Annotated in this window: 21 protein-coding genes; 20 read left to right on the forward strand and 1 reads right to left on the reverse strand. The window is 71.7% G+C overall.

The genetic code is table 11. From position 1 onward, the window contains the following. Positions 1-235: 235 nt before the first annotated feature. From BJ969_RS00130 to BJ969_RS00195, 14 genes are all read left to right on the forward strand, one after another. The gene (locus BJ969_RS00130; RefSeq protein WP_184475999.1) at positions 236-1,093 is read left to right on the forward strand and encodes a redox-sensing transcriptional repressor Rex; all 858 of its coding nucleotides are present in this window, start codon (positions 236-238) and stop codon (positions 1,091-1,093) included. Further along, complete coding sequence (locus tag BJ969_RS00135; RefSeq protein ID WP_184476001.1) at positions 1,090-2,499, forward strand: glutamyl-tRNA reductase; 1,410 nt, start codon at positions 1,090-1,092, stop codon at positions 2,497-2,499. Before BJ969_RS00130 ends, BJ969_RS00135 begins: the two co-directional genes overlap by 4 nt. Beyond that, entirely contained in the window at positions 2,496-3,434 is a 939-nt protein-coding gene (hemC, locus tag BJ969_RS00140) for a hydroxymethylbilane synthase (protein ID WP_184476003.1), read from the forward strand. The genes BJ969_RS00135 and hemC overlap by 4 nt, the downstream gene beginning before the upstream one ends. Beyond that, positions 3,434-4,975 carry a bifunctional uroporphyrinogen-III C-methyltransferase/uroporphyrinogen-III synthase gene (locus tag BJ969_RS00145; RefSeq protein WP_425503507.1) on the forward strand — a complete coding sequence of 514 codons (1,542 nt, stop codon included), beginning with the start codon at positions 3,434-3,436 and terminating at the stop codon, positions 4,973-4,975. The genes hemC and BJ969_RS00145 overlap by 1 nt, the downstream gene beginning before the upstream one ends. Positions 4,976-5,147: 172 nt before the next feature. Next, on the forward strand, positions 5,148-6,137 hold the full coding sequence (gene hemB / locus BJ969_RS00150; protein WP_184476007.1) for a porphobilinogen synthase: 990 nt from the start codon (positions 5,148-5,150) through the stop codon (positions 6,135-6,137). Further along, the gene (locus tag BJ969_RS00155) at positions 6,134-6,730 is read left to right on the forward strand and encodes a hypothetical protein (protein ID WP_184476009.1); all 597 of its coding nucleotides are present in this window, start codon (positions 6,134-6,136) and stop codon (positions 6,728-6,730) included. Before hemB ends, BJ969_RS00155 begins: the two co-directional genes overlap by 4 nt. A gap of 71 nt (positions 6,731-6,801) precedes the next feature. Beyond that, positions 6,802-7,500: a hypothetical protein gene (locus tag BJ969_RS00160; protein ID WP_184476011.1), complete on the forward strand. Its 699-nt coding sequence runs from the start codon at positions 6,802-6,804 to the stop codon at positions 7,498-7,500. A gap of 76 nt (positions 7,501-7,576) precedes the next feature. Continuing rightward, complete coding sequence (locus BJ969_RS00165; RefSeq protein ID WP_184476013.1) at positions 7,577-8,224, forward strand: hypothetical protein; 648 nt, start codon at positions 7,577-7,579, stop codon at positions 8,222-8,224. Beyond that, the gene (locus BJ969_RS00170; protein ID WP_184476015.1) at positions 8,221-8,652 is read left to right on the forward strand and encodes a hypothetical protein; all 432 of its coding nucleotides are present in this window, start codon (positions 8,221-8,223) and stop codon (positions 8,650-8,652) included. Before BJ969_RS00165 ends, BJ969_RS00170 begins: the two co-directional genes overlap by 4 nt. Continuing rightward, positions 8,645-9,097: a hypothetical protein gene (locus BJ969_RS00175; RefSeq protein ID WP_184476017.1), complete on the forward strand. Its 453-nt coding sequence runs from the start codon at positions 8,645-8,647 to the stop codon at positions 9,095-9,097. The genes BJ969_RS00170 and BJ969_RS00175 overlap by 8 nt, the downstream gene beginning before the upstream one ends. Before the next feature lie 55 nt (positions 9,098-9,152). Then, a complete protein-coding gene (locus BJ969_RS00180; RefSeq protein ID WP_184476019.1) occupies positions 9,153-9,512 on the forward strand; it encodes a hypothetical protein in 360 nt (119 codons plus the stop codon). A 74-nt stretch (positions 9,513-9,586) separates the two neighbouring features. Then, entirely contained in the window at positions 9,587-10,924 is a 1,338-nt protein-coding gene (gene hemL, locus BJ969_RS00185; RefSeq protein ID WP_184476021.1) for a glutamate-1-semialdehyde 2,1-aminomutase, read from the forward strand. Continuing rightward, positions 10,921-11,556, forward strand: coding sequence for a histidine phosphatase family protein (locus BJ969_RS00190; protein ID WP_184476023.1), 636 nt, complete (start codon positions 10,921-10,923; stop codon positions 11,554-11,556). Before hemL ends, BJ969_RS00190 begins: the two co-directional genes overlap by 4 nt. After that, positions 11,553-12,146 (forward strand): TlpA family protein disulfide reductase, encoded by a 594-nt coding sequence (locus tag BJ969_RS00195; RefSeq protein WP_184476025.1) that lies wholly within the window; start codon positions 11,553-11,555, stop codon positions 12,144-12,146. The genes BJ969_RS00190 and BJ969_RS00195 overlap by 4 nt, the downstream gene beginning before the upstream one ends. Before the next feature lie 213 nt (positions 12,147-12,359). Here BJ969_RS00195 and BJ969_RS00200 read toward each other — a convergent pair whose 3' ends face one another. Further along, positions 12,360-12,593 (reverse strand): hypothetical protein, encoded by a 234-nt coding sequence (locus tag BJ969_RS00200; protein WP_184476027.1) that lies wholly within the window; start codon positions 12,591-12,593, stop codon positions 12,360-12,362. A 127-nt stretch (positions 12,594-12,720) separates the two neighbouring features. Between BJ969_RS00200 and BJ969_RS00205 the strand changes: the two genes are divergently transcribed. The 6 genes from BJ969_RS00205 (at position 12,721) to BJ969_RS00230 (ending at position 19,246) form a co-directional block, all read left to right on the forward strand. Continuing rightward, positions 12,721-13,581: a helix-turn-helix domain-containing protein gene (locus tag BJ969_RS00205; RefSeq protein WP_184476029.1), complete on the forward strand. Its 861-nt coding sequence runs from the start codon at positions 12,721-12,723 to the stop codon at positions 13,579-13,581. A 31-nt stretch (positions 13,582-13,612) separates the two neighbouring features. Continuing rightward, the gene (locus BJ969_RS30705; RefSeq protein WP_343071153.1) at positions 13,613-13,738 is read left to right on the forward strand and encodes a DUF397 domain-containing protein; all 126 of its coding nucleotides are present in this window, start codon (positions 13,613-13,615) and stop codon (positions 13,736-13,738) included. Between the two features lie 376 nt (positions 13,739-14,114). After that, positions 14,115-14,897, forward strand: a complete 783-nt coding sequence (locus BJ969_RS00215) for a cytochrome c biogenesis protein CcdA (protein ID WP_184476033.1) — start codon at positions 14,115-14,117, stop codon at positions 14,895-14,897. Further along, positions 14,897-16,510 (forward strand): cytochrome c biogenesis protein ResB, encoded by a 1,614-nt coding sequence (gene resB / locus BJ969_RS00220; protein ID WP_184476034.1) that lies wholly within the window; start codon positions 14,897-14,899, stop codon positions 16,508-16,510. Before BJ969_RS00215 ends, resB begins: the two co-directional genes overlap by 1 nt. After that, positions 16,507-17,514, forward strand: a complete 1,008-nt coding sequence (ccsB, locus tag BJ969_RS00225) for a c-type cytochrome biogenesis protein CcsB (RefSeq protein WP_184484554.1) — start codon at positions 16,507-16,509, stop codon at positions 17,512-17,514. Before resB ends, ccsB begins: the two co-directional genes overlap by 4 nt. Before the next feature lie 112 nt (positions 17,515-17,626). Further along, positions 17,627-19,246, forward strand: a complete 1,620-nt coding sequence (locus tag BJ969_RS00230; RefSeq protein ID WP_184476036.1) for an AAA family ATPase — start codon at positions 17,627-17,629, stop codon at positions 19,244-19,246. The last annotated feature ends 69 nt before the right edge of the window (positions 19,247-19,315 follow it).

Here is a 19,315-nt window from a genome sequence, read left to right on the forward strand (position 1 = left end):
CCTCTGACCAGTCGTTTTGGTTCGCGAGGGGCGCATCCGACATCATGGTGCAGGGTGGTCGTGCGGTCGCTGAGGCGGTCGCGCACGGACTTTGTGCCTGTCTTCACAAATGGCTACGGTGGTCTCTGAGCCGTGTCATCGAGGTCAGCGGTTCGCACCCTGGTTCACGCCGGTGCGCCGCTCGATCAGCGAGCGCGGCGGACGAGCATCACCAAGGCAGGTCAAGGGAGAGCCAGTGACGGCCCACGGAGAGGGCGAGCGGGACGCGGCCGGGCAGCCGGCGAACGTCCCGTCCGGGTCACCCGAATCGATCGCGGTCCCCGCCGCACGCGAGCGGGCGCGGGCCATTCCAGAGGCGGCCGTCGCCCGCCTGGCGGTGTACCTGCGGGTGCTGTCCGGCCTCGACGAGCGCGGCACCACCACCGTGTCCAGCGAGGAACTCGCCGCCTTCGCCGGGGTGAACTCCGCGAAGCTGCGCAAGGACCTGTCCTACATCGGCTCCTACGGCACGCGCGGCGTGGGCTACGAGGTCTCGGTGCTGATCGGGCAGATCGAGCGGACGCTGGGGCTGACCAAGAAGCACCGCGTCGCCGTCGTCGGCATCGGCAACCTGGGGCACGCGCTCGCCAACTACGGCGGCTTCCTCAACCGCGGCTTCCCGGTGGCCGCGCTGTTCGACCTCGACCCGGACCTGCTGGACGTGCCGGTCGGCGGCATCCCGGTCAGCGCCGTCGACGACATCGTCGACGTCTGCCGCGATCGGGAAGTGACCATCGGCGTCATCGCGACCCCGGCCGAAGGGGCGCAGGAGGTCTGCGACCGCCTCGTCGAAGGCGGCGTCGTGTGCATCCTGAACTTCGCCCCGGTCGTCCTGCGGGTCCCCGAGCACGTCGAGGTCCGCAAGGTCGACCTGGCGGTCGAGATGCAGATCTTGTCGTTCCACGTCGCCCGCCGCAATCAGGAGGCGGCGGTGGTGCCCGGCATCGCCGGGGGCACCGACGCCGGCCCGCCGGGCGACCGGGTGAACGGCAACGGGAACTCGAAGTCCGCGCTGGAGCGCGGTGATGTGGACGGGATGGTGGTTCGGCCGTGAACCTGCTCACCGTCGGGCTCTCCCACCGGAGTGCCCCGGTACGGGTGCTGGAGAGGGTCGCGATCGGCGCGGACGACGTCGACAAGATCCTCGGCGAGCTGCTCGACCGCCCGCACATCAGCGAGGTCTTCCTGGTCTCCACCTGCAACCGCGTCGAGGTGTACGCGGTCGCCGAGACCTTCCACGGCGGGCTGGGCGACGTGACCGAGGTGCTGGCCAGGCAGGCCGGTGCCGAGGTGGCGGAGCTCGCCGACCACTTCTACGTGCACTACGCCGGTGCGGCCGTCGAGCACCTGTTCTCCGTCGCGGCGGGGCTGGACTCGATGGTCGTGGGCGAGGCGCAGATCCTCGGGCAGCTGCGGCAGGCCTACGGCGTCGCCGACCAGGCCGGGACCGTGGGGCGCACCCTGCACGAGCTGGCGCAGCAGGCGTTGCGCGTCGGCAAGCGGGTGCACGCCGAGACCGAGATCGACGCCGCCGGTGCCTCCGTCGTGTCGGAGGCGCTGTCCGACGCCGAAGCGGTGCTGGGCGGCGTGGCCGGTCGGCGCGCGCTGCTGGTCGGGGCGGGCTCCATGGGCGGATTAGCGGCCGCCCAGCTGCGCCGTGCCGGGATCGGTTCCGTCGCGATCGCGAACCGCACCGCCGCCAACGGCGCCCGGCTCGCCGAGTCGCTGCGCGCCGAGGGGATCGAGTCGAGCACCGTCGAGCTGACCGGGCTGAGCTCCGCGATCGCCGCCGCCGACCTCGTCGTGACCTGCACCGGAGCGGTCGGAGCCGTCGTCACCCGGGACGTCGTCGCCGAGGCCCTGCGGGACCGGCCGGACACCGGGCAGCCGCTGCTGTTCTGCGACCTCGGCCTGCCGCGCGACACCGCGCCCGAGGTGGCGGAGCTGCCCGGCGTGGCCGTGGTCGACCTGGAGACGTTGCAGGCCCGCCTGACCGCGCAGCGCGGTGGCAGCGAATCCGAGCGCGCCGCGGCGATCGTCGCCGACGAGCTGCGCGGATACCTGGCTTCGCAGCGCTCCGCCGAGGTCACCCCGACGATCACGGCGCTGCGCAAGCGCGCCGCCGAGGTCGTCGACTCCGAACTCCTGCGGCTGGACTCCCGGCTGCCCGAGCTCGACGGCGCGGTGCGCGACGAGCTCTCCCGCACGGTGCGCCGCGTGGTGGACAAGCTGCTGCACTCCCCGACGGTGCGGGTGAAGGAACTGGCCGCCGTTCCCGGCGGCTCCGGTTACGCCGAGGCGCTGCGGGAACTCTTCGAATTGGACCCGCAGGCGCCGACCGCGATCCGCACGCCCCGCTCCGCGGAGGACGTGCCGGTGACCGGCGCGCGGTCCGCGCAGGCGTTGCTGCGGGACGCGCACGGCCAAGAGCCTGCTGAACAGGATGGTGAGGACCGGTGAACAAGACGCTGCGCATCGGCACCCGCGGTAGCGCGCTCGCGATGGCCCAGAGCGGCATGGTCGCCGAGCAGCTGGAGGCGGCGGGCTACCCGACCCAACTCGTCGAGGTGTCGACGCCGGGCGACCGCTCGATGGCGCCGATCGCCGAGATCGGTGTCGGCGTTTTCACCTCCGCGCTGCGCGAAGCCCTCGCCGATGGCGAGGTGGACGTCGCCGTGCACTCCTACAAAGATCTGCCGACCGAACAAGACCCCCGGCTCTCGCTGGCCGCCGTCCCGGTCCGGGAGGACCCGCGGGACGCGCTGGTGGCGCGGGACGGTCTGACGCTCGGTGAACTGCCTCCGGGATCCCTCGTGGGAACCGGTTCGCCGCGTCGCGCCAGCCAGCTGGAGGCCTTGGGCCTCGGTCTGGAAGTGCGCGGCATCCGCGGCAACGTGGACACCCGCCTGCGCAAGGTGACCGACGGTGAGTTGGACGCCGTCGTGCTCGCACGCGCCGGGCTGGCCAGAGTCGGCCGGCTCGCGGTGATCACGGAATCGCTCGATCCACTCCAGATGCTGCCCGCGCCCGCTCAGGGTGCGCTGGCTGTGGAATGCCGCGTCGACGACGTGGACACCGAGCACCTGCTCCAGTCCGTTCTGGATGACCAGGCCAGCCGCGTCGCGGTGGCCGCCGAGCGCGCCATGTTGGCAGCGCTGGAGGCAGGCTGCAGTGCGCCGATCGGCGCGCTGGCCGAGGTGGTGGAGGACCTCGACGAGGACGGCAGCGTGGCACAGCGGCTGTCCGTTCGCGGGGTCATGGCGACCGACGAGAATCGTTTGGTGCGCGCCTCCGCCACTGGTGAGACGACCGCCGCAGAGCAGTTGGGCCTGGCCTTGGCCGCCGAGCTGCTCGATGCCAGGGACGCTTTGCTCAGCGGTCCCGGTAGTAGTTGATGGGGAGTGCCCTGATGACACGCAAGAGCCCAGGACGGATCGCATTCGTGGGCTCCGGCCCCGGTGATGCGGGACTGCTCACCGTTCGGGCGAGATACTTGCTCACCGCAGCTTCGCTGGTGGTGACCGATCCAGATGTGCCCGCCGACGTCGTCGCGCTGGCCGCCGACGGTGCCGAGGTGCGGCCCGCCGTGGGGGAACCCGCGGAGGTCGCGCAGAACCTGGCCGACGAGGCCGGTACCGGCCGCTCGGTGGTCCGGCTCGTCGCCGGTGACCCGCTGACGGTGGACGCCGTGGTCCGGGAGGTCCGCGAGGTCGCCCAGACCGGTGCGGCGTTCGACGTGGTGCCCGGTGTCTCGCCGGGCAGCGCGGTGCCCGCCTACGCGGGCGTCGCGCTCGGCGCCGGTCACACCGAGGTCGACGTGCGCGGCGAGGTGAACTGGGCGGCGCTGGCGACCGCACCGGGTTCGCTGGTGCTGCACACGACCGGCAGCCACCTCGCCGAGGCCGCTTCGGCGCTGATGGAGCACGGGCTGACCGCGCAGACGCCGGTCGCCGTGACCTCCTCGGGCACCACCGTCTCGCAGCGCACGATCGACACGACGCTGGCCTCGCTGCCCGCCGACGCGGGCGAGCTGCAGGGCCAGCTGGTGGTGACGATCGGTTCGGTCACCGCGGAGCGGTCCGGGCTGTCCTGGTGGGAGTCCCGCGCGCTGTACGGCTGGAAGATCCTGGTGCCGCGCACCAAGGAGCAGGCCGGTTCGATGAGCGAGCGGCTCTGGTCGCACGGCGCCGTCTCGCACGAGGTGCCGACGATCTCGGTGGAGCCGCCGCGCAGCCCCGCGCAGATGGAGCGCGCGGTCAAGGGCCTGGTCGACGGCCGCTACCAGTGGGTCGTGTTCACCTCGACCAACGCGGTGCGCGCCGTATGGGAGAAGTTCCGCGAGTTCGGGCTGGACGCCCGCGCGTTCTCCGGTGTGAAGATCGCCTGCGTCGGCGAGTCCACCGCGGAGAAGGTGCGCTCGTTCGGCATCACGCCGGAGCTGCTGCCCTCGGGCGACCAGTCCAGCGAGGGCCTGCTGCAGGACTTCCCGCCGCACGACGACATCCTGGACCCGGTGGACCGGGTGCTGCTGCCGCGGGCGGACATCGCCACCGAGACGCTGGCCGCCGGACTGCGGGAACGCGGCTGGGAGATCGACGACGTCACGGCCTACCGGACCGTCCGGGCCGCGCCGCCGCCGGCCGAGACCCGCGAGATGATCAAGACCGGCGGGTTCGACGCGGTGTGCTTCACCTCCTCGTCGACCGTGCGGAACCTGGTCGGCATCGCGGGCAAGCCGCACGCGCGGACCCTGGTCGCCTGCATCGGCCCGAACACGGCCGAGACGGCCAAGGAGTTCGGCCTGCGGGTGGACGTGCAGCCGGAACTGGCGCAGGTCCCCGCGCTGGTCGACGCGCTGGCCGAGCACGCGGCCCGGCTCCGCGCCGAGGGCGCGCTGCCGCCGCCGAAGAAGGCGAAGCGGGCGCGCCGCAGCTGAGCCGAGTGGCCCGGATCTCGTTCACGACGGGGTCCGGGCCACCGTCGTCCTCCGCCCTGGCAGGCTCACCGAGGGGGAGGAAACGGACACCCTGCGCGGGTGCCCGAACGAAGATCAATCCGAGCGGGTGGCCGCCCGCGGTCGCCGCTCATCGCCGCGAGGGAGCTCGCCGATGTACCCGTCGCACCGCCCGCGCAGGCTGCGCCGCACCGCCGCCGTGCGCAGGCTGGTCTCCGAAACGAGCCTGGAGCCGCGGCACCTGGTGCTGCCGATGTTCGTGCGGGAGGGCCTGACCGAACCGGTCGAGATCACCTCCATGCCGGGCGTGTTCCACCACAGCCGCGACTCGCTGCGCCGCGCCGCCTCCGAAGCGGTCGCCGCGGGCGTCGGCGGGCTGATGCTGTTCGGCGTGCCCGCCGAGCACGATGCGACGGGATCGGGCGCCGTGGACCCCGACGGCATCCTCAACGCGGGCCTGCGCGACGTGGCAGCCGAGGTCGGGGACGCGACGGTGCTGATGGCCGACACCTGCCTCGACGAGTTCACCGACCACGGCCACTGCGGCGTGCTCGACGAGGACGGCGCCGTGGACAACGACCGCACCCTGCAGGTCTACGCCGAGATGGCGGTGGCGCAGGCCGACGCGGGCGCCCACGTGATCTCGCCGAGCGGGATGATGGACGGCCAGGTCGGCGTGATCCGGGAATCGCTGGACGTGACCGGGTTCGAGGACACCTCGATCCTCGCCTACTCCGCGAAGTACGCCTCCGCGTTCTTCGGCCCGTTCCGGGAGGCCGTCGACTCGCAGCTGACCGGGGACCGCAACACCTACCAGCAGGATCCGGGCAACGGCCGGGAAGGCCTGCGCGAAGCGGACCTGGACCTCGCCGAAGGCGCGGACATGGTGATGGTGAAGCCCGCGATGTCCTACCTGGACGTGCTGCGGGACGTGGCGAGCCTGTCCGACGTGCCCGTCGCCGCCTACCAGGTGTCCGGCGAGTACTCGATGATCGAGGCCGCCGTGGCGCGCGGCTGGCTGGACCGCCGCCGCACCGTGCAGGAGACGTTGACGTCGATCCGCCGGGCCGGCGCGGACATCGTGCTGACCTACTGGGCGACCGAGGCCGCCCAGTGGTACCGGGAGAGCTTGGGGATCAGGTGACGGCGCCGCAGCACCCCGACCGCGTCGGCGGTCCGGGTTCCGACCCGGCGGCGGACCGGCCGCCGTTGCCGCGCCTGCTCAACGTGGCGCGGTGGCTGTGGATCGCCGCCGCGCTGCTCGGCCTGGTCCGGGCCTACGTGCAGCTCAGCGACCGGCGGCAGTTGTCGACCGACCTGCGGGCGGCGCTGCCGGACCTGTCGCAGACGCAGCTCGACGACGAGATCAACGGGCTGATCACGTTCAACCTGCTGTACCTGCTGGCGTTGCTGGCGCTGTACGTGTCGCTGTCCACGCGGATGACGCAGGGCCGGAACTGGGCGCGGGTCGTGCTGACCGTGTTCGGTGGCTTCGGCGCGTTCGGGACGCTGGGCTCGCTCGTGCTGATGTCGCAGCTGGGGCAGGCGGAGCTGATGCGGCTGACCCAGGTGCGCGTCGAGCCCTCGGACCTGGTCTTCGGCGTGCTGGTGACGGCGGTCGAAGTGGCGGCCCTGGTGCTGATGTTCCTGCCGGAGTCGAACCGGTTCTTCAGCGAAGCCAAGCGGCCCCGGCCGCCGCGGTCCGCCGGGGCGCCGGGCGGATCCTTCCTCCGCTGAATCGGCTGTTTCCCCGCGTCCGGACCGTTCGTGGCGGCGGCGGTGGCACCGCGTGATCTAACCTCGATGGTGTGACAGCCTCGCAAGATCCGGAAATCCGCTCGCCGCAACCCGGTTCCGCCGCGGGGGAGCCGCACGGTTCCCGCGACGGCGAGTACCGGCTTCCGGACGCGCAGGTCTCCGGTGGCAGGCTCACCGGTGCTCCGCGCTCGCCGCGCGCTCCGGAGAGCGCCGCCCCGCGGGCCGCCGCCCCGCCGCCCGCGACGGGGCCGGTCGCGTTCACCGGTTCTCCCGGGCAGGTGTGGGTCGAGCCGTCACCGGCGGGGCGGCCCCGCGCGGTGACCATCGCCTGCGCGCTCGGCGTCGCCGACGTGGTGATCGCGTTCGTGATGCTCGGCGCCCGGCTGGCCACCACCGACGACCTGATCGTGCAAGCGATGGGGGAGGCCGACGCGTTCCTGCCGAACGACGGCGACATCAGCGGCGTGTACTACGGCGTGACCACCGGGCTGATCGCGCTCTACGCGCTGCTGGCGGCGGTGTGGGGCCTGCTGGTGCTGTTCATGGGGCGCGGCCGGAGCTGGGCGCGGGTGACGCTGACCACCGTCGCGTTCGTGTGGGCGGTGTCGACGCTGCTGTCGCTGGTGGGCACCCGATCGCCCGGCCAGCTGCTGACCTCGCTGGAGGTCGTGCAGGCCGTGGCCCTGGTGGCGACGATGGTGTGCATGCACGTGGCCTCCACCCGGGACCACTTCAGCGGCCACGGATGAGTGCCGCGCCTCGCGGAGGGGTTCGTTTTCCCGGAGCCGGTGGACAGCGGACTTGCCGGATTTCTACTGTTCTGGGGTGACGTCACCGCACGACCCCTGGCAGCAGGCCGGACCTCCGCCGCCGTACCCGTCGGCCCCGCCACCCGGCGCGACGCCCTACGGGCCTGCGCCCGGCGGGTTCCCGCAGTCCGGATACGACTTCGCGGAGCCCGCGCGGCCGGTCGCGGTCGAATGCGCGTTCTGGATCGCGATCGTGGTTCCGCTGCTGGTCACCGTGCTCTACGCGGTGAACTCGATGCTCACGCAGAGCTTCCTGATCGGCACGGTCGGCTCGGACAGCGGAGATCCGGCGCTGAACCAGGAGGTCGTCGGCCTGATGGCGGGCATCTCCTTCGCGGTCTTCCTGTTCGTCGTCGTGTTCGAGGTCGTGCTGACCGCGCTGTGGATCACGTTCGGGTTCAAGCTGCGGGCCGGGCGCACCTGGGCGCGGGTGGTGCTCACCGTGTTCGCCGCGTTCTGGGCGCTGTACTCGGTGGGCGGGCTGATCACCGGTGAGCCGGGGCTGACCGGCGCGCTCGCCGCGGACACCCCGACCCCTGCGGGCATCGTCGCTCTCGGCTACGCGCAGAGCGCCGTGGGCCTGCTGGCGATGGCGGCGTTCCTGGTGCTCGTGCACCTGCCCGCGTCGAACCGGTACTTCCAGGCGTCGAGGTTCCCGCGTTGATCGAATCGACCGAACCGCCCCGCTCGTTGCAGGCGGCGATCGGGTTGTGGGCCGCGCTGGCCGCGTTCCTGCTCGTGCAGACGGTGTTCTCCTGGGCGGACCGCGAGGAGTTGGAGCGCCAGCTCGTCGCCCACCACGTCGCCGCCCCCGACCAGGCGGGGACCGTGACGCTGGACCGGCTGCTGCTCAACACCGCCCTGGCCGTGGTCTTCGCCGCCGGTTACGTCGCGGCGGGGGTGCTGCTCCGCAAGCGCAGGCCGTGGGCCAGGATCGGGGTCTGCGCGTTGTTCGCGGTCCAGCTCGTGATCGTGCTCGGCGGATTCTCGTTCTCCGCGGCCAACCTGATCGTGCTGGCCCTCGGCGGCGCCGCGGCCTGGTTCAGTTGGACGACGTCCAGTACGAAATGGGTGACCGGCGAGCATGGATGAAGCCGAGACCGGACCGGTGCTCTACGCCGAGCCCGGCTCGACCTGGTGGCCGGTGCTGTGGGGGCCCGGTTTCGCGCTGGTCGGGTTGATCGTCGAGCTGGTCACGCCCGCGGGCGGCGTGAACCTGGCGGTGTGGGTCCTGCTGGCGGGCGTGCTCGCCGGGGCGGCGGTGCTGTGGGTCCACGCCCGGCGGCGGGCGCTGGCGGTGCGGCTGACGCCGTCGGTGCTGACCGTGGGCCGCGAGGACGTCGAGCTGGCCCGGATCGCGTCGATCACCGACGTCGGGGCGCCGCTGGGGGCGCGGGTGCTCGGCGGCGGCTTCACCACGCCGAAGGGCACCGGCGAGATCCCGCTGCGGTTATCCGACGACAAGGTCGTGCTGGCCTGGGCGAAGGACCCGGCGACGCTGATCGACCGGCTCCGCCCCCTGCTGCCGGAGAGCTGATCGTTCCGGGTGGCCGTGCGACCGGTGCGGGCGGGATGCGTGAGACGCTGCTCCGGTGACGTTCCCGGAACCGTGGTCCGCTGACGGGCCGATGCTCAGCGAGAACACCGCGGACGCGGCCGAACCCCGCGCCGGACTCGCCCAGCCGTGGCGGGCGGCGGTGGCGGCGGCCGAACTCGTGCTCGTCGCGGCCCTGGTCGTGCTGGCCTGGTGGTGCTGGGGCCGCGCGCAGCTCGCAGTGGAGGTGTCCGGCGCGACCGGCGTCCCGGTGCGCTCGACGCGGATCTTCGGCGACTGGGCCGCGCTCGGCATCGCGGCCCCGACCTTGGCGGCCGTGCTGTTCGTGGACGCCGTCCGCCAGCTGATGCTCGCCTGGGCGGTCCGCCGTCGCCCGCGCCGGGATTCCGCAGCCTGACGGGTGCGCGACGTACCGCGCCGCCCCGGCGAGGGTGGGACCGGTCACTGCGGACGGCCTGTCAGACTGGTGGCGTGACAGCCGAAACTCCTGGCAACACGAGTCCGAACGCCACTGCTCGGTCGGCGGAGCTGTTCGACCGAGCGCTCGCCGTGACGCCGGGCGGCGTCAACTCCCCGGTGCGGGCATTCAAATCCGTCGGCGGCACGCCGCGGTTCATGGTGCGCGCCGAGGGCGCCTACCTGTGGGACGCCGACGGCACCGAGTACGTGGACCTCGTCTCGTCCTGGGGCCCGATGGTCAACGGCCACGCGCACCCGGACGTGGTGCGGGCCGTGCGGGAGGCGGCCGTCGACGGCCTGTCCTTCGGGACGCCGGGTATCGGTGAGATCGACCTCGCGGCGGAGATCATCCGCCGGGTGGAGCCGGTGCAGCAGGTCCGGCTGGTCAACTCGGGCACCGAGGCGACGATGAGCGCGGTGCGCCTCGCCCGCGCCTTCACCGGTCGCACGAAGATCGTCAAGTTCGCCGGCTGCTACCACGGGCACGTCGATTCGCTGCTGGCCGGCGCCGGATCCGGCGTGGTCACGCTGGGCCTGCCGACGAGCCCCGGGGTGACCGGCGCGCAGGCCGCGGACACCGTGGTGCTGCCCTACAACGACATCGACGCGGTCCGCGCGGCCTTCGCCGAGTTCGGCGACGAGATCGCCTGCGTGATCACCGAAGCGGCGGCGGGCAACATGGGCGCGGTCGCCCCGCAGCCCGGTTTCAACGCCGCGCTGCGCGAGATCACCCGCTCCGCCGGATCGCTGCTGATCATGGACGAGGTGATGACCGGGTTCCGCGTCTCCGCCGCGGGCTGGTTCGGCCTCGACGGCGTCGCCGGGGACCTCTACACCTTCGGCAAGGTCATGTCCGGCGGCCTGCCCGCCGCCGCGTTCGGCGGTCGCGCCGACGTGATGGAGCTGCTCGCGCCCTCCGGGCCGGTGTACCAGGCGGGCACCTTGGCCGGGAACCCCGTCGCGGTCGCCGCCGGGCTCGCGAACCTGCGCGCGGCGGACGCGGACGCGTACGCGGCGCTGGACCGCAACGCGGCCCGCCTCGGCGACCTGCTCGGCGCCGCGCTGACCGAGGCCGGCGTGCCGCACCAGGTGGCGTTCGCGGGCAACCTGATCAGCGTCTTCTTCACCGAGTCCCCGGTGACGAACTTCGCCCAGGCCCAGGCCCAGCAGGCGTGGCGCTTCCCGGCGTTCTTCAACGCCTTCCTGGACCGCGGCGTCTACCCGCCGCCGAGCGCGTTCGAGTCCTGGTTCGTCAACGCGGCGATGGACGACGCCGCCTTCGAACGGATCGCGGAGGCGGCGCCGCACGCGGCGCGGGCCGCCGCGGCGGCTGAGGAGCCCACGGCATGAGCGGCACGAAGACGGTCGTGCACTTCCTGCGCCACGGCGAGGTGTTCAACCCGGACGGAATCCTCTACGGGCGGCTGCCCGGTTACCGGCTCTCGGACCAGGGCGCGGCGCAGGCGAAGCTGGTCGCCGAGTTCCTGGCGGGCCGGGACGTGCGCCACGTGGTGGCCTCCCCGCTGCAGCGGGCCCAGGAGACCGCCGCGCCGATCGGCGGCACCTTCGGACTGGACGTGGCCACCGACGACCGGCTGATCGAGTCGGCGAACAAGTTCGAGGGCCTGCGGGTGTCGGTGGGCGACGGGGCGCTGCGCTCGCCGCAGCACTGGTCGAAGCTGCGCAACCCGTTCCTGCCGTCCTGGGGCGAGCCGTACGTGGAGATCGCGCACCGCATGTTCGCCGCCGCGCAGCGCGCGCGTGCGGCGGCGGAGGGCCACGAAGCGGTGTGCGTGTCCCACCAGCTGCCGATCTGGACGTTGCGCCGGTTCGTCGAGGGCAAGCGGATGTGGCACGACCCGCGCAGCAGGCAGTGCTCGCTGGCCTCGCTGACCAGCCTGGTCTTCCGGGACGAGCAGCTGGTGCGCGTCGCCTACGTCGAACCGGCCGGTGAGACCGATCCGCGGGTGACCGGGGCATGAGACGGCTGCTGACCAGGGCCGCGCTGTCGGTGGCCGCGCTGAGCCTGATCGGTGGCTGCGCCACCGCGGGCACGGACGCCGTGGAGCAGGGCAGCGAGTTCACGTTCGTCTCACCGGGCGGGCAGACCCGCATCTTCTACCCGGAGGGCGAGCGGCAGCGCCTGACCGGGCTGCACGGCGACAGCCTGCTGAAGGAGGGCGAGCGGATCGGCCTGGAGGACTTCCAGGGCCAGGTCGTGGTCGTGAACCTCTGGGGCTCCTGGTGCGGTCCGTGCCGCGCGGAAGCCGACGATCTGCAGGCCGTCCAGGACAAGACGGGCCCGCAGGGCGTTCAAGTGCTGGGCATCGATGTGCGCGACAGCCGCTCGGCGGCGACGGATTTCCATCGGGATCGCGGTTTGACGTACCCGTCGATTTTCGATCCGTCGGGTCGTTCGCTGCTGGCGCTGAAGAACTATCCGCGAAGCGCGGTGCCGTCCACCATCATTCTGGATCGGCAACATCGGGTGGCCGCTGTTTTCCTCACGGAAATGCTCGAGAGCGAACTGCTTCCGGAAGTGCAGAAGGTCGCGGCGGAACCCGCGGCATGACGGGTTCCGGGCGTCGAATTCGGCGGGTTCCGCGGCTTCTCGGCCGCGGGTTCGCCGAATCCCGCCGCTCACCGGGTTCGTGATGCCGGACCGTTCGTGATGCCGGACCGGGCGCGGGTACGTCGTTCGGCCCACCGGTTGGGCCGAACGGTGCTCCGCCGCGGTCGTTCGCCGGAGCGCGGATGCCGCCGCGCGGGCTGATCGCCACCGGGATCAGGACGACCGGGCGGGCCGGGAGCCGGTCAGTTCCCGCCAGCAGTCCATGCACGTGCCCCGGCGCACCCACTCGTATTCGGTGCGCCCGTGCAGTTCGGTCGCGCTCGCTTCGACCCCGCAGTACGAGATGACGGGGCAGTTCGGGTCGGCTTCCAGCGCACCGGCCGCGAAAGCGTGGCGTCCCGCGGGGATCGGCCGCCACACGTAGGTCAGGCCCTGCTGCGGGGGCATCGCGTCGACTCCATTCCCTAGGGCGTTCGTCCTGCCTGGGAATGAGACCTCCTCAACACTCGAATGGCAATGCACTTCACCGAATCGAGCGATGGCACGACTTCGGCGGAGGAAATAGGTTCCTGCTATGACCAGTGTTCGAGCGCGGGGACTGGGCGCTGAGATACGAGAACTCCGCAAGTCCGCCGGATTGCGATTGGAACATCTCGCGCATCGGTGCGGGTGGTCGCGGGCGACCCTCGGGCGGATCGAATCGGGTGAGCGGGTGCCGAGCGAGGTCGAACTCGCCGCACTGCTGGACACGCTCGCCGTGTCCGGCTCGGAGCGCGCCCGCTTGTTCGAGCTCGTCAACGCGGCCACCGAAGCCCGCTGGTGGGAGGCCGGGTACGCCGGGATGCCGAGCGCGCTCACCGCGCTGATCGACTTCGAGCGGCTGGCGACCAGGATCACCGATGTGGCGCTGGCGCTGGTGCCGGGACTGCTGCAGACCCCGGATTACACGCGCGCGGTGCTCAGCGCCGGCGGCGTCCGGGCCGCGGACCTGGAGTCGCGAGTCGCGCTGCGCCTCGGCAGGCAGGGCGTGCTCACCCGGGAGGAACCGGCGCAGCTGCACGCCTACCTCGACGAATCGGTGGTGCACCGGCCGGTCGGCGGGCACCGCGTGATGGCGGACCAGCTGCGGCACCTGGTGCGGATGGGGCGGCGGCAGAACGTGTCGGTGCGGGTGATCCCGTTCGCGGCCGGCGCGTACGCCGAGCTCAACGGCAGCCAGCTGATCCTGGAGTTCGCCCGGCAGCGTCCCGTGGTCCACCTGGAGCAGCGTCGCCGCGGCGCGTTCCTGGAAGTGCCCGCGGACACCGCCCCGTTCCTCGAAGCCGCCGCCCGATTGCCCTCGGTCGCCCTCGACCAAGCGGAGTCGGCACTGCTGATCACGGATGTCGCGGCCGGCATGGAACGGGAATGTGAGCGCGACGGTGCATTGGCGTAAGTCCAGTCACAGCGGCGAGGAGAGCAACTGCGTGGAGGTCGCCAGAGCCCCCGGCATCGTCGCGGTCCGCGACTCGAAAGCCCCCCGCTCCGCCACCCTCGCCTTCACCCCCGAACTCTGGACGACCTTCCTCCGCACCCTGACCCCCCACCGGTGACGAACACCACGACGTGCCTTTGACCTGCCACCGCAGGGCTTCGCCCCCGCGGCGAATCCGCACCTCGCGGCCGAAGGCCGAGTGCCTTTGCGGCGAAGCCGTGCCTTGGGCGGACGAAGTCACGCCTGCCTTGCGGCGTAGCCGTGCCTGGATTCGCGAAGCGAATAGCCCACGTCAAGAAGCTGACCACCGGCGGGTTCTCAGCTTCCTTCTCGCGAGGACAGCTTTTTCCCTCGTGGCGGAGCCACTTGGGAAAAAGATCCCGCAGCGAGAAGGAAGCTGAGGTTCCGCCACCCGCCCCACCTCGCAGATCACCCCGTCGCCCCCGGGCGGCCCGGTGCGTAGGCTGGCTAGAGGAGTCCTTACCCTCGGGAGCGTGAATCCGACCGAGCTCGCCGCTTCCGGACCGCTGCTGTTCGCGGCCGTGATCGCGGTGCTCGCCGGGGCCGTCAGCTTCGCTTCGCCGTGCGTCGTGCCGCTGGTGCCGGGTTACCTGGCGTACTTGGCGGGCGTGGTGGGCGCCGAGGCTCCACCGGTGGATTCCGCCGAAGCCCAGCAGGCCCGCCGCGGCCGGTGGCGGGTGGCGGGCGCGGCGCTGCTGTTCGTGGCCGGGTTCAGCGTCGTGTTCGGCGCGGGCACGTTGTTGCTGCTGGGCCTGTCGGACGCGCTGCTCGCGAACGAACTGCTGCTGCAGCGCATCGGTGGTGTCGTGACGGTCGCGATGGGCTTGGTGTTCCTCGGCATGATCCCGGCGCTGCAGCGGGACGTCCGGTTGCACCGGGTGCCGCGCGCCGGGTTGTGGGGCGCTCCGCTGCTGGGCGCCGTGTTCGGCCTCGGCTGGACTCCGTGCCTCGGTCCGACGTTGACCGGGGTGATGTCGCTGGCCATCGGGACCGAGGCCGGCGTCGGCACCGCGATGCGCGGTGTCCTGCTCGTGGCGGCGTACTGCGTCGGGCTCGGGTTGCCGTTCGTGCTGCTCGCGTTGGGCGCGCGGTGGGCGGTGCGCAGCACGGACTGGCTGCGCCGCCGGGGCCGTGCCATCCAGATCGCGGGTGGTGCGCTGCTGGTCGTGGTGGGCGTGCTGCTCGTCACCGGGCTGTGGGGAGAACTGATCGCTGTGCTGCGCGAACCCGTCGCCGGATTCGAGACGCCGATCTGATGTCGCACTTCCGCTCCCTGCTGGCGTTCCTGCGCAACACCTGGCGCGGGCTGACGTCGATGCGCACCGCGCTGGTGCTGTTGTTCCTGCTGGCGATGGCCGCGTTGCCGGGCGCGCTGATCCCGCAGCGCTCGCTGAACCCGTCCGAGGTGGACAAGTACTTCACCGAGTACCCGGATCTCGCCCCGGTGCTGGACAAGCTGGGCGTGTTCGAGGTGTTCAGCTCGGTGTGGTTCGCCTCGATCTACGTGCTGCTGTTCATCTCGCTGATCGGCTGCCTGCTGCCGCGCTGCCTGGAGTACTACAAGCAGCTGCGCGGCAGGCCGGTGCGCACGCCGCGGAACCTGGCCCGGATGCCGCACCACGCTTCGGCCACGGTGGACGGGACTCCGGAGGAGGCGTTGGCGGCGGCGCGGCGCAGGCTGCGCGGCTGGCGCAAGGACGAGCGCGAGGACGACGACGGCACCCGCTCGATCAGCGCGGAACGCGGCTACCTGCGGGAGGCGGGGAACCTGGTGTTCCACTTCGCCCTCGTCGGGATGCTGGTGACCGTGGCTGGCGGCAAGATCCTCGGCTACGAGGGCCAGGTGATCGTGCTCGCCGACGGGTCCGAGTTCTGCAACTCCGGTACCTACAACTACGACTCGTTCCGCGCCGGCCTCAGCGTGGACGGCACCCAGTTGAGCCCGTTCTGCCTGCGGGTCAACGACTTCGACGCGAAGTACCAGCACACCGGCCAGGTCGCGAGCTACCGGGTGGGCATGGAGTACCAGTCCGGCGCGGACTTGGACGCCGGGAACTGGCAGCCCTACGACCTGCAGGTGAACCACCCGCTGCGGATCGCGGGTGACCGGATCTACTTGACCGGCAACGGTTATGCGCCCCGCTTCACCGTCACGTTCCCGGACGGCGCGAAGCGCACCCAGCTGACCCAGTGGCAGCCGATGGACCCGACGACCATGTTGTCGCAGGGCGCCACGAAGTTCGACCAGCCCGGTGTCACCGACGACGTGCGGCGGCGGCAGACGCAGCTCGCGGTGACCGGCTTGTTCGCGCCGACGGCCGCCTACCAGGGCAAGGTGCTGAGCTCGCAGTTCCCGGACCTGCTCGACCCGACGGCCGCGGTGGACGTGCTGCGCGGCGACCTCGGCCTGGATTCGGGGCGCGGGCAGTCGATCTTCGGCGTGGACCAGAAGATGGTGGAGTCCGGGCGGTTGAAGAAGGTCGCGCGGGAGAACGTGCGGGTCGGCGAGGAGATCCGGCTCGACGACGGCACCACCGTCCGGTTCGACGGCGTGGAGCGCTGGGCGAACCTGCAGATCTCGCACGACCCGTTCCAGCCGTACGTCCTCGGCTTCGCGGTGGCCCTGATCTTCGGGATCAGCGCCTCGTTGAGCATCAAGCGCCGCCGGATCTGGGTCCGGGTGGCCCCCGCCCCCGGGACCGGTGCGGACGATCCCGCGCGTACCGTTGTCGAGGTCGGCGGACTGGCCCGCACCGACCAGGCAGGCTACGGCGAGGAGTTCACCCGGCTGGCCAAGGACCTGCTCGGAACGGACGGCTCCGATGCGGAGCCTCCGGGGGCCGAATCCGCACGCGGAAGGAAGAGCTGATGGTCAACCAGATGTTGTCCAACTACAGCGACATGGCGTTCGCGACTTCGGTCGTCGTCTACATCGCCGCCATGCTGCTGTACTTCGCGGAGTTCGCCTACGGCGGGCGCAAGCAGCCCGCCCGCGCTCGCGAGGAGCACCTGGTCACCGCGGGCGGCGCGGAGTCCGACTCGGCGACCGGTGAGCGGATCGGCCGGATCGACACTCCGAGCAAGCGCCCGCTGTCGGAGCGGTTCGGCGGCATGGCCGTGTCGATGACGGTGCTCGGTGCCTTGGTACACGCGGCGTCGCTGGTGTTCCGCGGCGTGGCCACCGGCCGCGCGCCGTGGGGCAACATGTACGAGTTCGGCTCGGCGATCTGCTTGGCCGCGGTGATCGCGTGGACGATCGTGCTGTTCCGGCAGATGCGCGCGGAACGCCGCGAGTCCTCGCCCGCGCAGCTGCGCGGGCTCGGCGGGTTCCTGCTGCTGCCGGTGGTGCTGCTGCTGTTCCTGTCGGGCACGGTGCTCTACGCCCGCGCCGCGCCGTTGCAGCCCGCGCTGCAGTCCTACTGGATCGTGATCCACGTCAGCGCGGCGATCGTGTCCAGCGGTGCGCTGCTGTTCGCCGGTGTCGCCAGCGTGCTGTTCATGCTGCGCGCGCGGCACGAGAACAACCCGCTCAAGCTGGCCCGGTTCGGTTCCCGGTTGCCCACCACGCAGGTGCTGGACCGGATGGCCTACCGCGCCACCGTGATCATCTTCCCGGTGTGGACGTTCGCGATCGTCGCCGGTGCGATCTGGGCCGAGGCGGCGTGGGGCCGGTTCTGGGGCTGGGACCCCAAGGAGACCTGTTCCTTCATCGCGTGGGTCGTCTACGCTGCGTACCTGCATGCGCGTGCGACCGCGGGGTGGCGGGGAGTCAAGGCCGCGTGGATCAACATCGTCGGCCTGGCTGTCATGATCTTCAATCTTTTCTTCATCAACATCGTCGTCTCCGGACTGCACTCGTACGCTGGGCTATGAGTTCATGATCCGATCCGGAGCACGACCGCCGGCCACCCGTTCCTCCGCGGAATCGGGTGGCCGTCACTCGTCCCGGTAAAGATCGAACCGATGTGTGGGAGGTACGGGAACGGTGACCGGACGGTACGAAGAGCCCGAAACGCAACGCGATGCGGGTTCGGCCTCGCCCGGTGCGGACTCGGCGCAGCAGGCGAACGGCGCGACGGATCACGCGACGCCGGATTACGGCGACGGTGCGGTGCCCGCGGCGCCGCAGCCGTACGCGGAACCGGGGACCACGCCGAACACTCCCCTGCAGGGCGCGGGGAACGCCGGCGGGCCGCAGCCGTACTACCCGGGCGGCAACCCGAACGTCCAGAGTGGACAGTCCGTCCCTGACGCCGGTCCGCAGTACCCGCAGTACACCGAGCAGACGCCGTCCGGCCCGCAGCCGAACCAGCAGCAGCCGAACCAGCCCCAGCCGAACCAGTCCGGTCCGTACCCGGTGCCCGGCGGGCCGTCCGGGCCGCACCAGGTCCCCGGTGGCCAGTCGGGTCCCTACCCGGCGCCGGGCGGGCAGTCCGGTCCGTACCAGGTCGCGGGCAACTCGGGTCCGTACCAGGTGCCCGGCGGGCAGTCCGGCCCCTACCAGGTGGGCGGCCAGCCGAACCCCTACGCGCCGGTCGCCGGACCGTTCCCGCAGCAGCAGGGCTATCCGCAGCAGCCGCCGCATGGCCCCGCGCCGCAGGGCGGGCAGCCGCAGGGCCAGCAGCCGGCCGGGCAGCAGCCGACCGGTCAGCAGGCAGGAGTGCCGTTCGGCAAGGACCTCGCGTCCTCGCAGCTGCTGCGCCAGACCAAGCGCGCCCCGCAATCGGGTTGGCGCAAGGCGCTGTACGTGGCCAGCGGCCGTTCGATCAACCTCGGGGAGAGCGCGTCCGACCTGCGCCGCCGCGAGCTGATCGGCCGGATCAACCAGCCGCTGCAGGGCTGCTACAAGATCGCGATGCTGAGCCTGAAGGGCGGCGTCGGCAAGACGACCACGACCGCGACGCTGGGCTCCACGTTCTCCTCGCTGCGCGGTGACCGGGTCATCGCGGTGGACGCCAACCCCGACCGCGGCACGCTGAGCCAGAAGATCCCGCTGGAGACCACGGCCACCGTGCGCCACTTGCTGCGGGACGCGCAGCGCATCCGCAAGTACAGCGACGTGCGGTCCTACACCTCGCAGGGCCCGAGCCGGTTGGAGATCCTCGCCAGCGAGCAGGACCCGGCGGTCTCCGAGGCGTTCAGCGAGGACGACTACCAGCGCACGGTGACGCTGCTGGAGCACTTCTACAACATCGTGCTGACCGACTGCGGCACCGGACTGATGCACTCGGCGATGAAGGGCGTGCTCGACGTCGCGGACTCGCTGGTGATCGTCTCGTCCAGCTCCATCGACGGGGCGCGCAGCGCGTCGGCGACGTTGGACTGGCTCGACGCGCACGGCTACGGCCAGCTCGTGTCCCGCTCGGTCGCGGTGATCAACTCGGTGCGGCCGGGGTCCGGCAAGGTCGACGTCGACAAGCTCAGCGCGCACTTCGGTTCGCGCTGCCGCGCGGTGTCCCGGATCCCGTTCGACCCGCACTTGGAAGAGGGCGCGGAGGTCGAGCTGGACCAGCTCGCCGCCCCGACCCGGCTCGCCCTGCTGGAACTCGCGGCGATCGTCGCGGACGACTTCCCGCAGGCTTTCGGGCGCCAGCGCCAAGCCTGACCCCGCTTAGCAACGGCCCGCCCCACCTCGAATCCGGTGGGGCGGGCCGTTCGCTGTGCAAAGCCGACT

This window comes from Saccharopolyspora gloriosae (genome assembly GCF_014203325.1).
Taxonomy (GTDB): domain Bacteria; phylum Actinomycetota; class Actinomycetes; order Mycobacteriales; family Pseudonocardiaceae; genus Saccharopolyspora_C; species Saccharopolyspora_C gloriosae.

What these genes read in the sequence shown, in the direction of transcription:
- BJ969_RS00145 (WP_425503507.1), top strand. Translation starts at nt 3,434, where the DNA reads ATGGGGAGTGCCCTGATGACACGCAAGAGCCCAGGACGGATCGCATTC.
- hemB (WP_184476007.1), top strand. Translation starts at nt 5,148, where the DNA reads ATGTACCCGTCGCACCGCCCGCGCAGGCTGCGCCGCACCGCCGCCGTG.
- BJ969_RS00175 (WP_184476017.1), top strand. Translation starts at nt 8,645, where the DNA reads ATGGATGAAGCCGAGACCGGACCGGTGCTCTACGCCGAGCCCGGCTCG.
- BJ969_RS00190 (WP_184476023.1), top strand. Translation starts at nt 10,921, where the DNA reads ATGAGCGGCACGAAGACGGTCGTGCACTTCCTGCGCCACGGCGAGGTG.
- BJ969_RS00195 (WP_184476025.1), top strand. Translation starts at nt 11,553, where the DNA reads ATGAGACGGCTGCTGACCAGGGCCGCGCTGTCGGTGGCCGCGCTGAGC.
- BJ969_RS00200 (WP_184476027.1), bottom strand. Translation starts at nt 12,593, where the DNA reads ATGCCCCCGCAGCAGGGCCTGACCTACGTGTGGCGGCCGATCCCCGCG.
- BJ969_RS00205 (WP_184476029.1), top strand. Translation starts at nt 12,721, where the DNA reads ATGACCAGTGTTCGAGCGCGGGGACTGGGCGCTGAGATACGAGAACTC.
- resB (WP_184476034.1), top strand. Translation starts at nt 14,897, where the DNA reads ATGTCGCACTTCCGCTCCCTGCTGGCGTTCCTGCGCAACACCTGGCGC.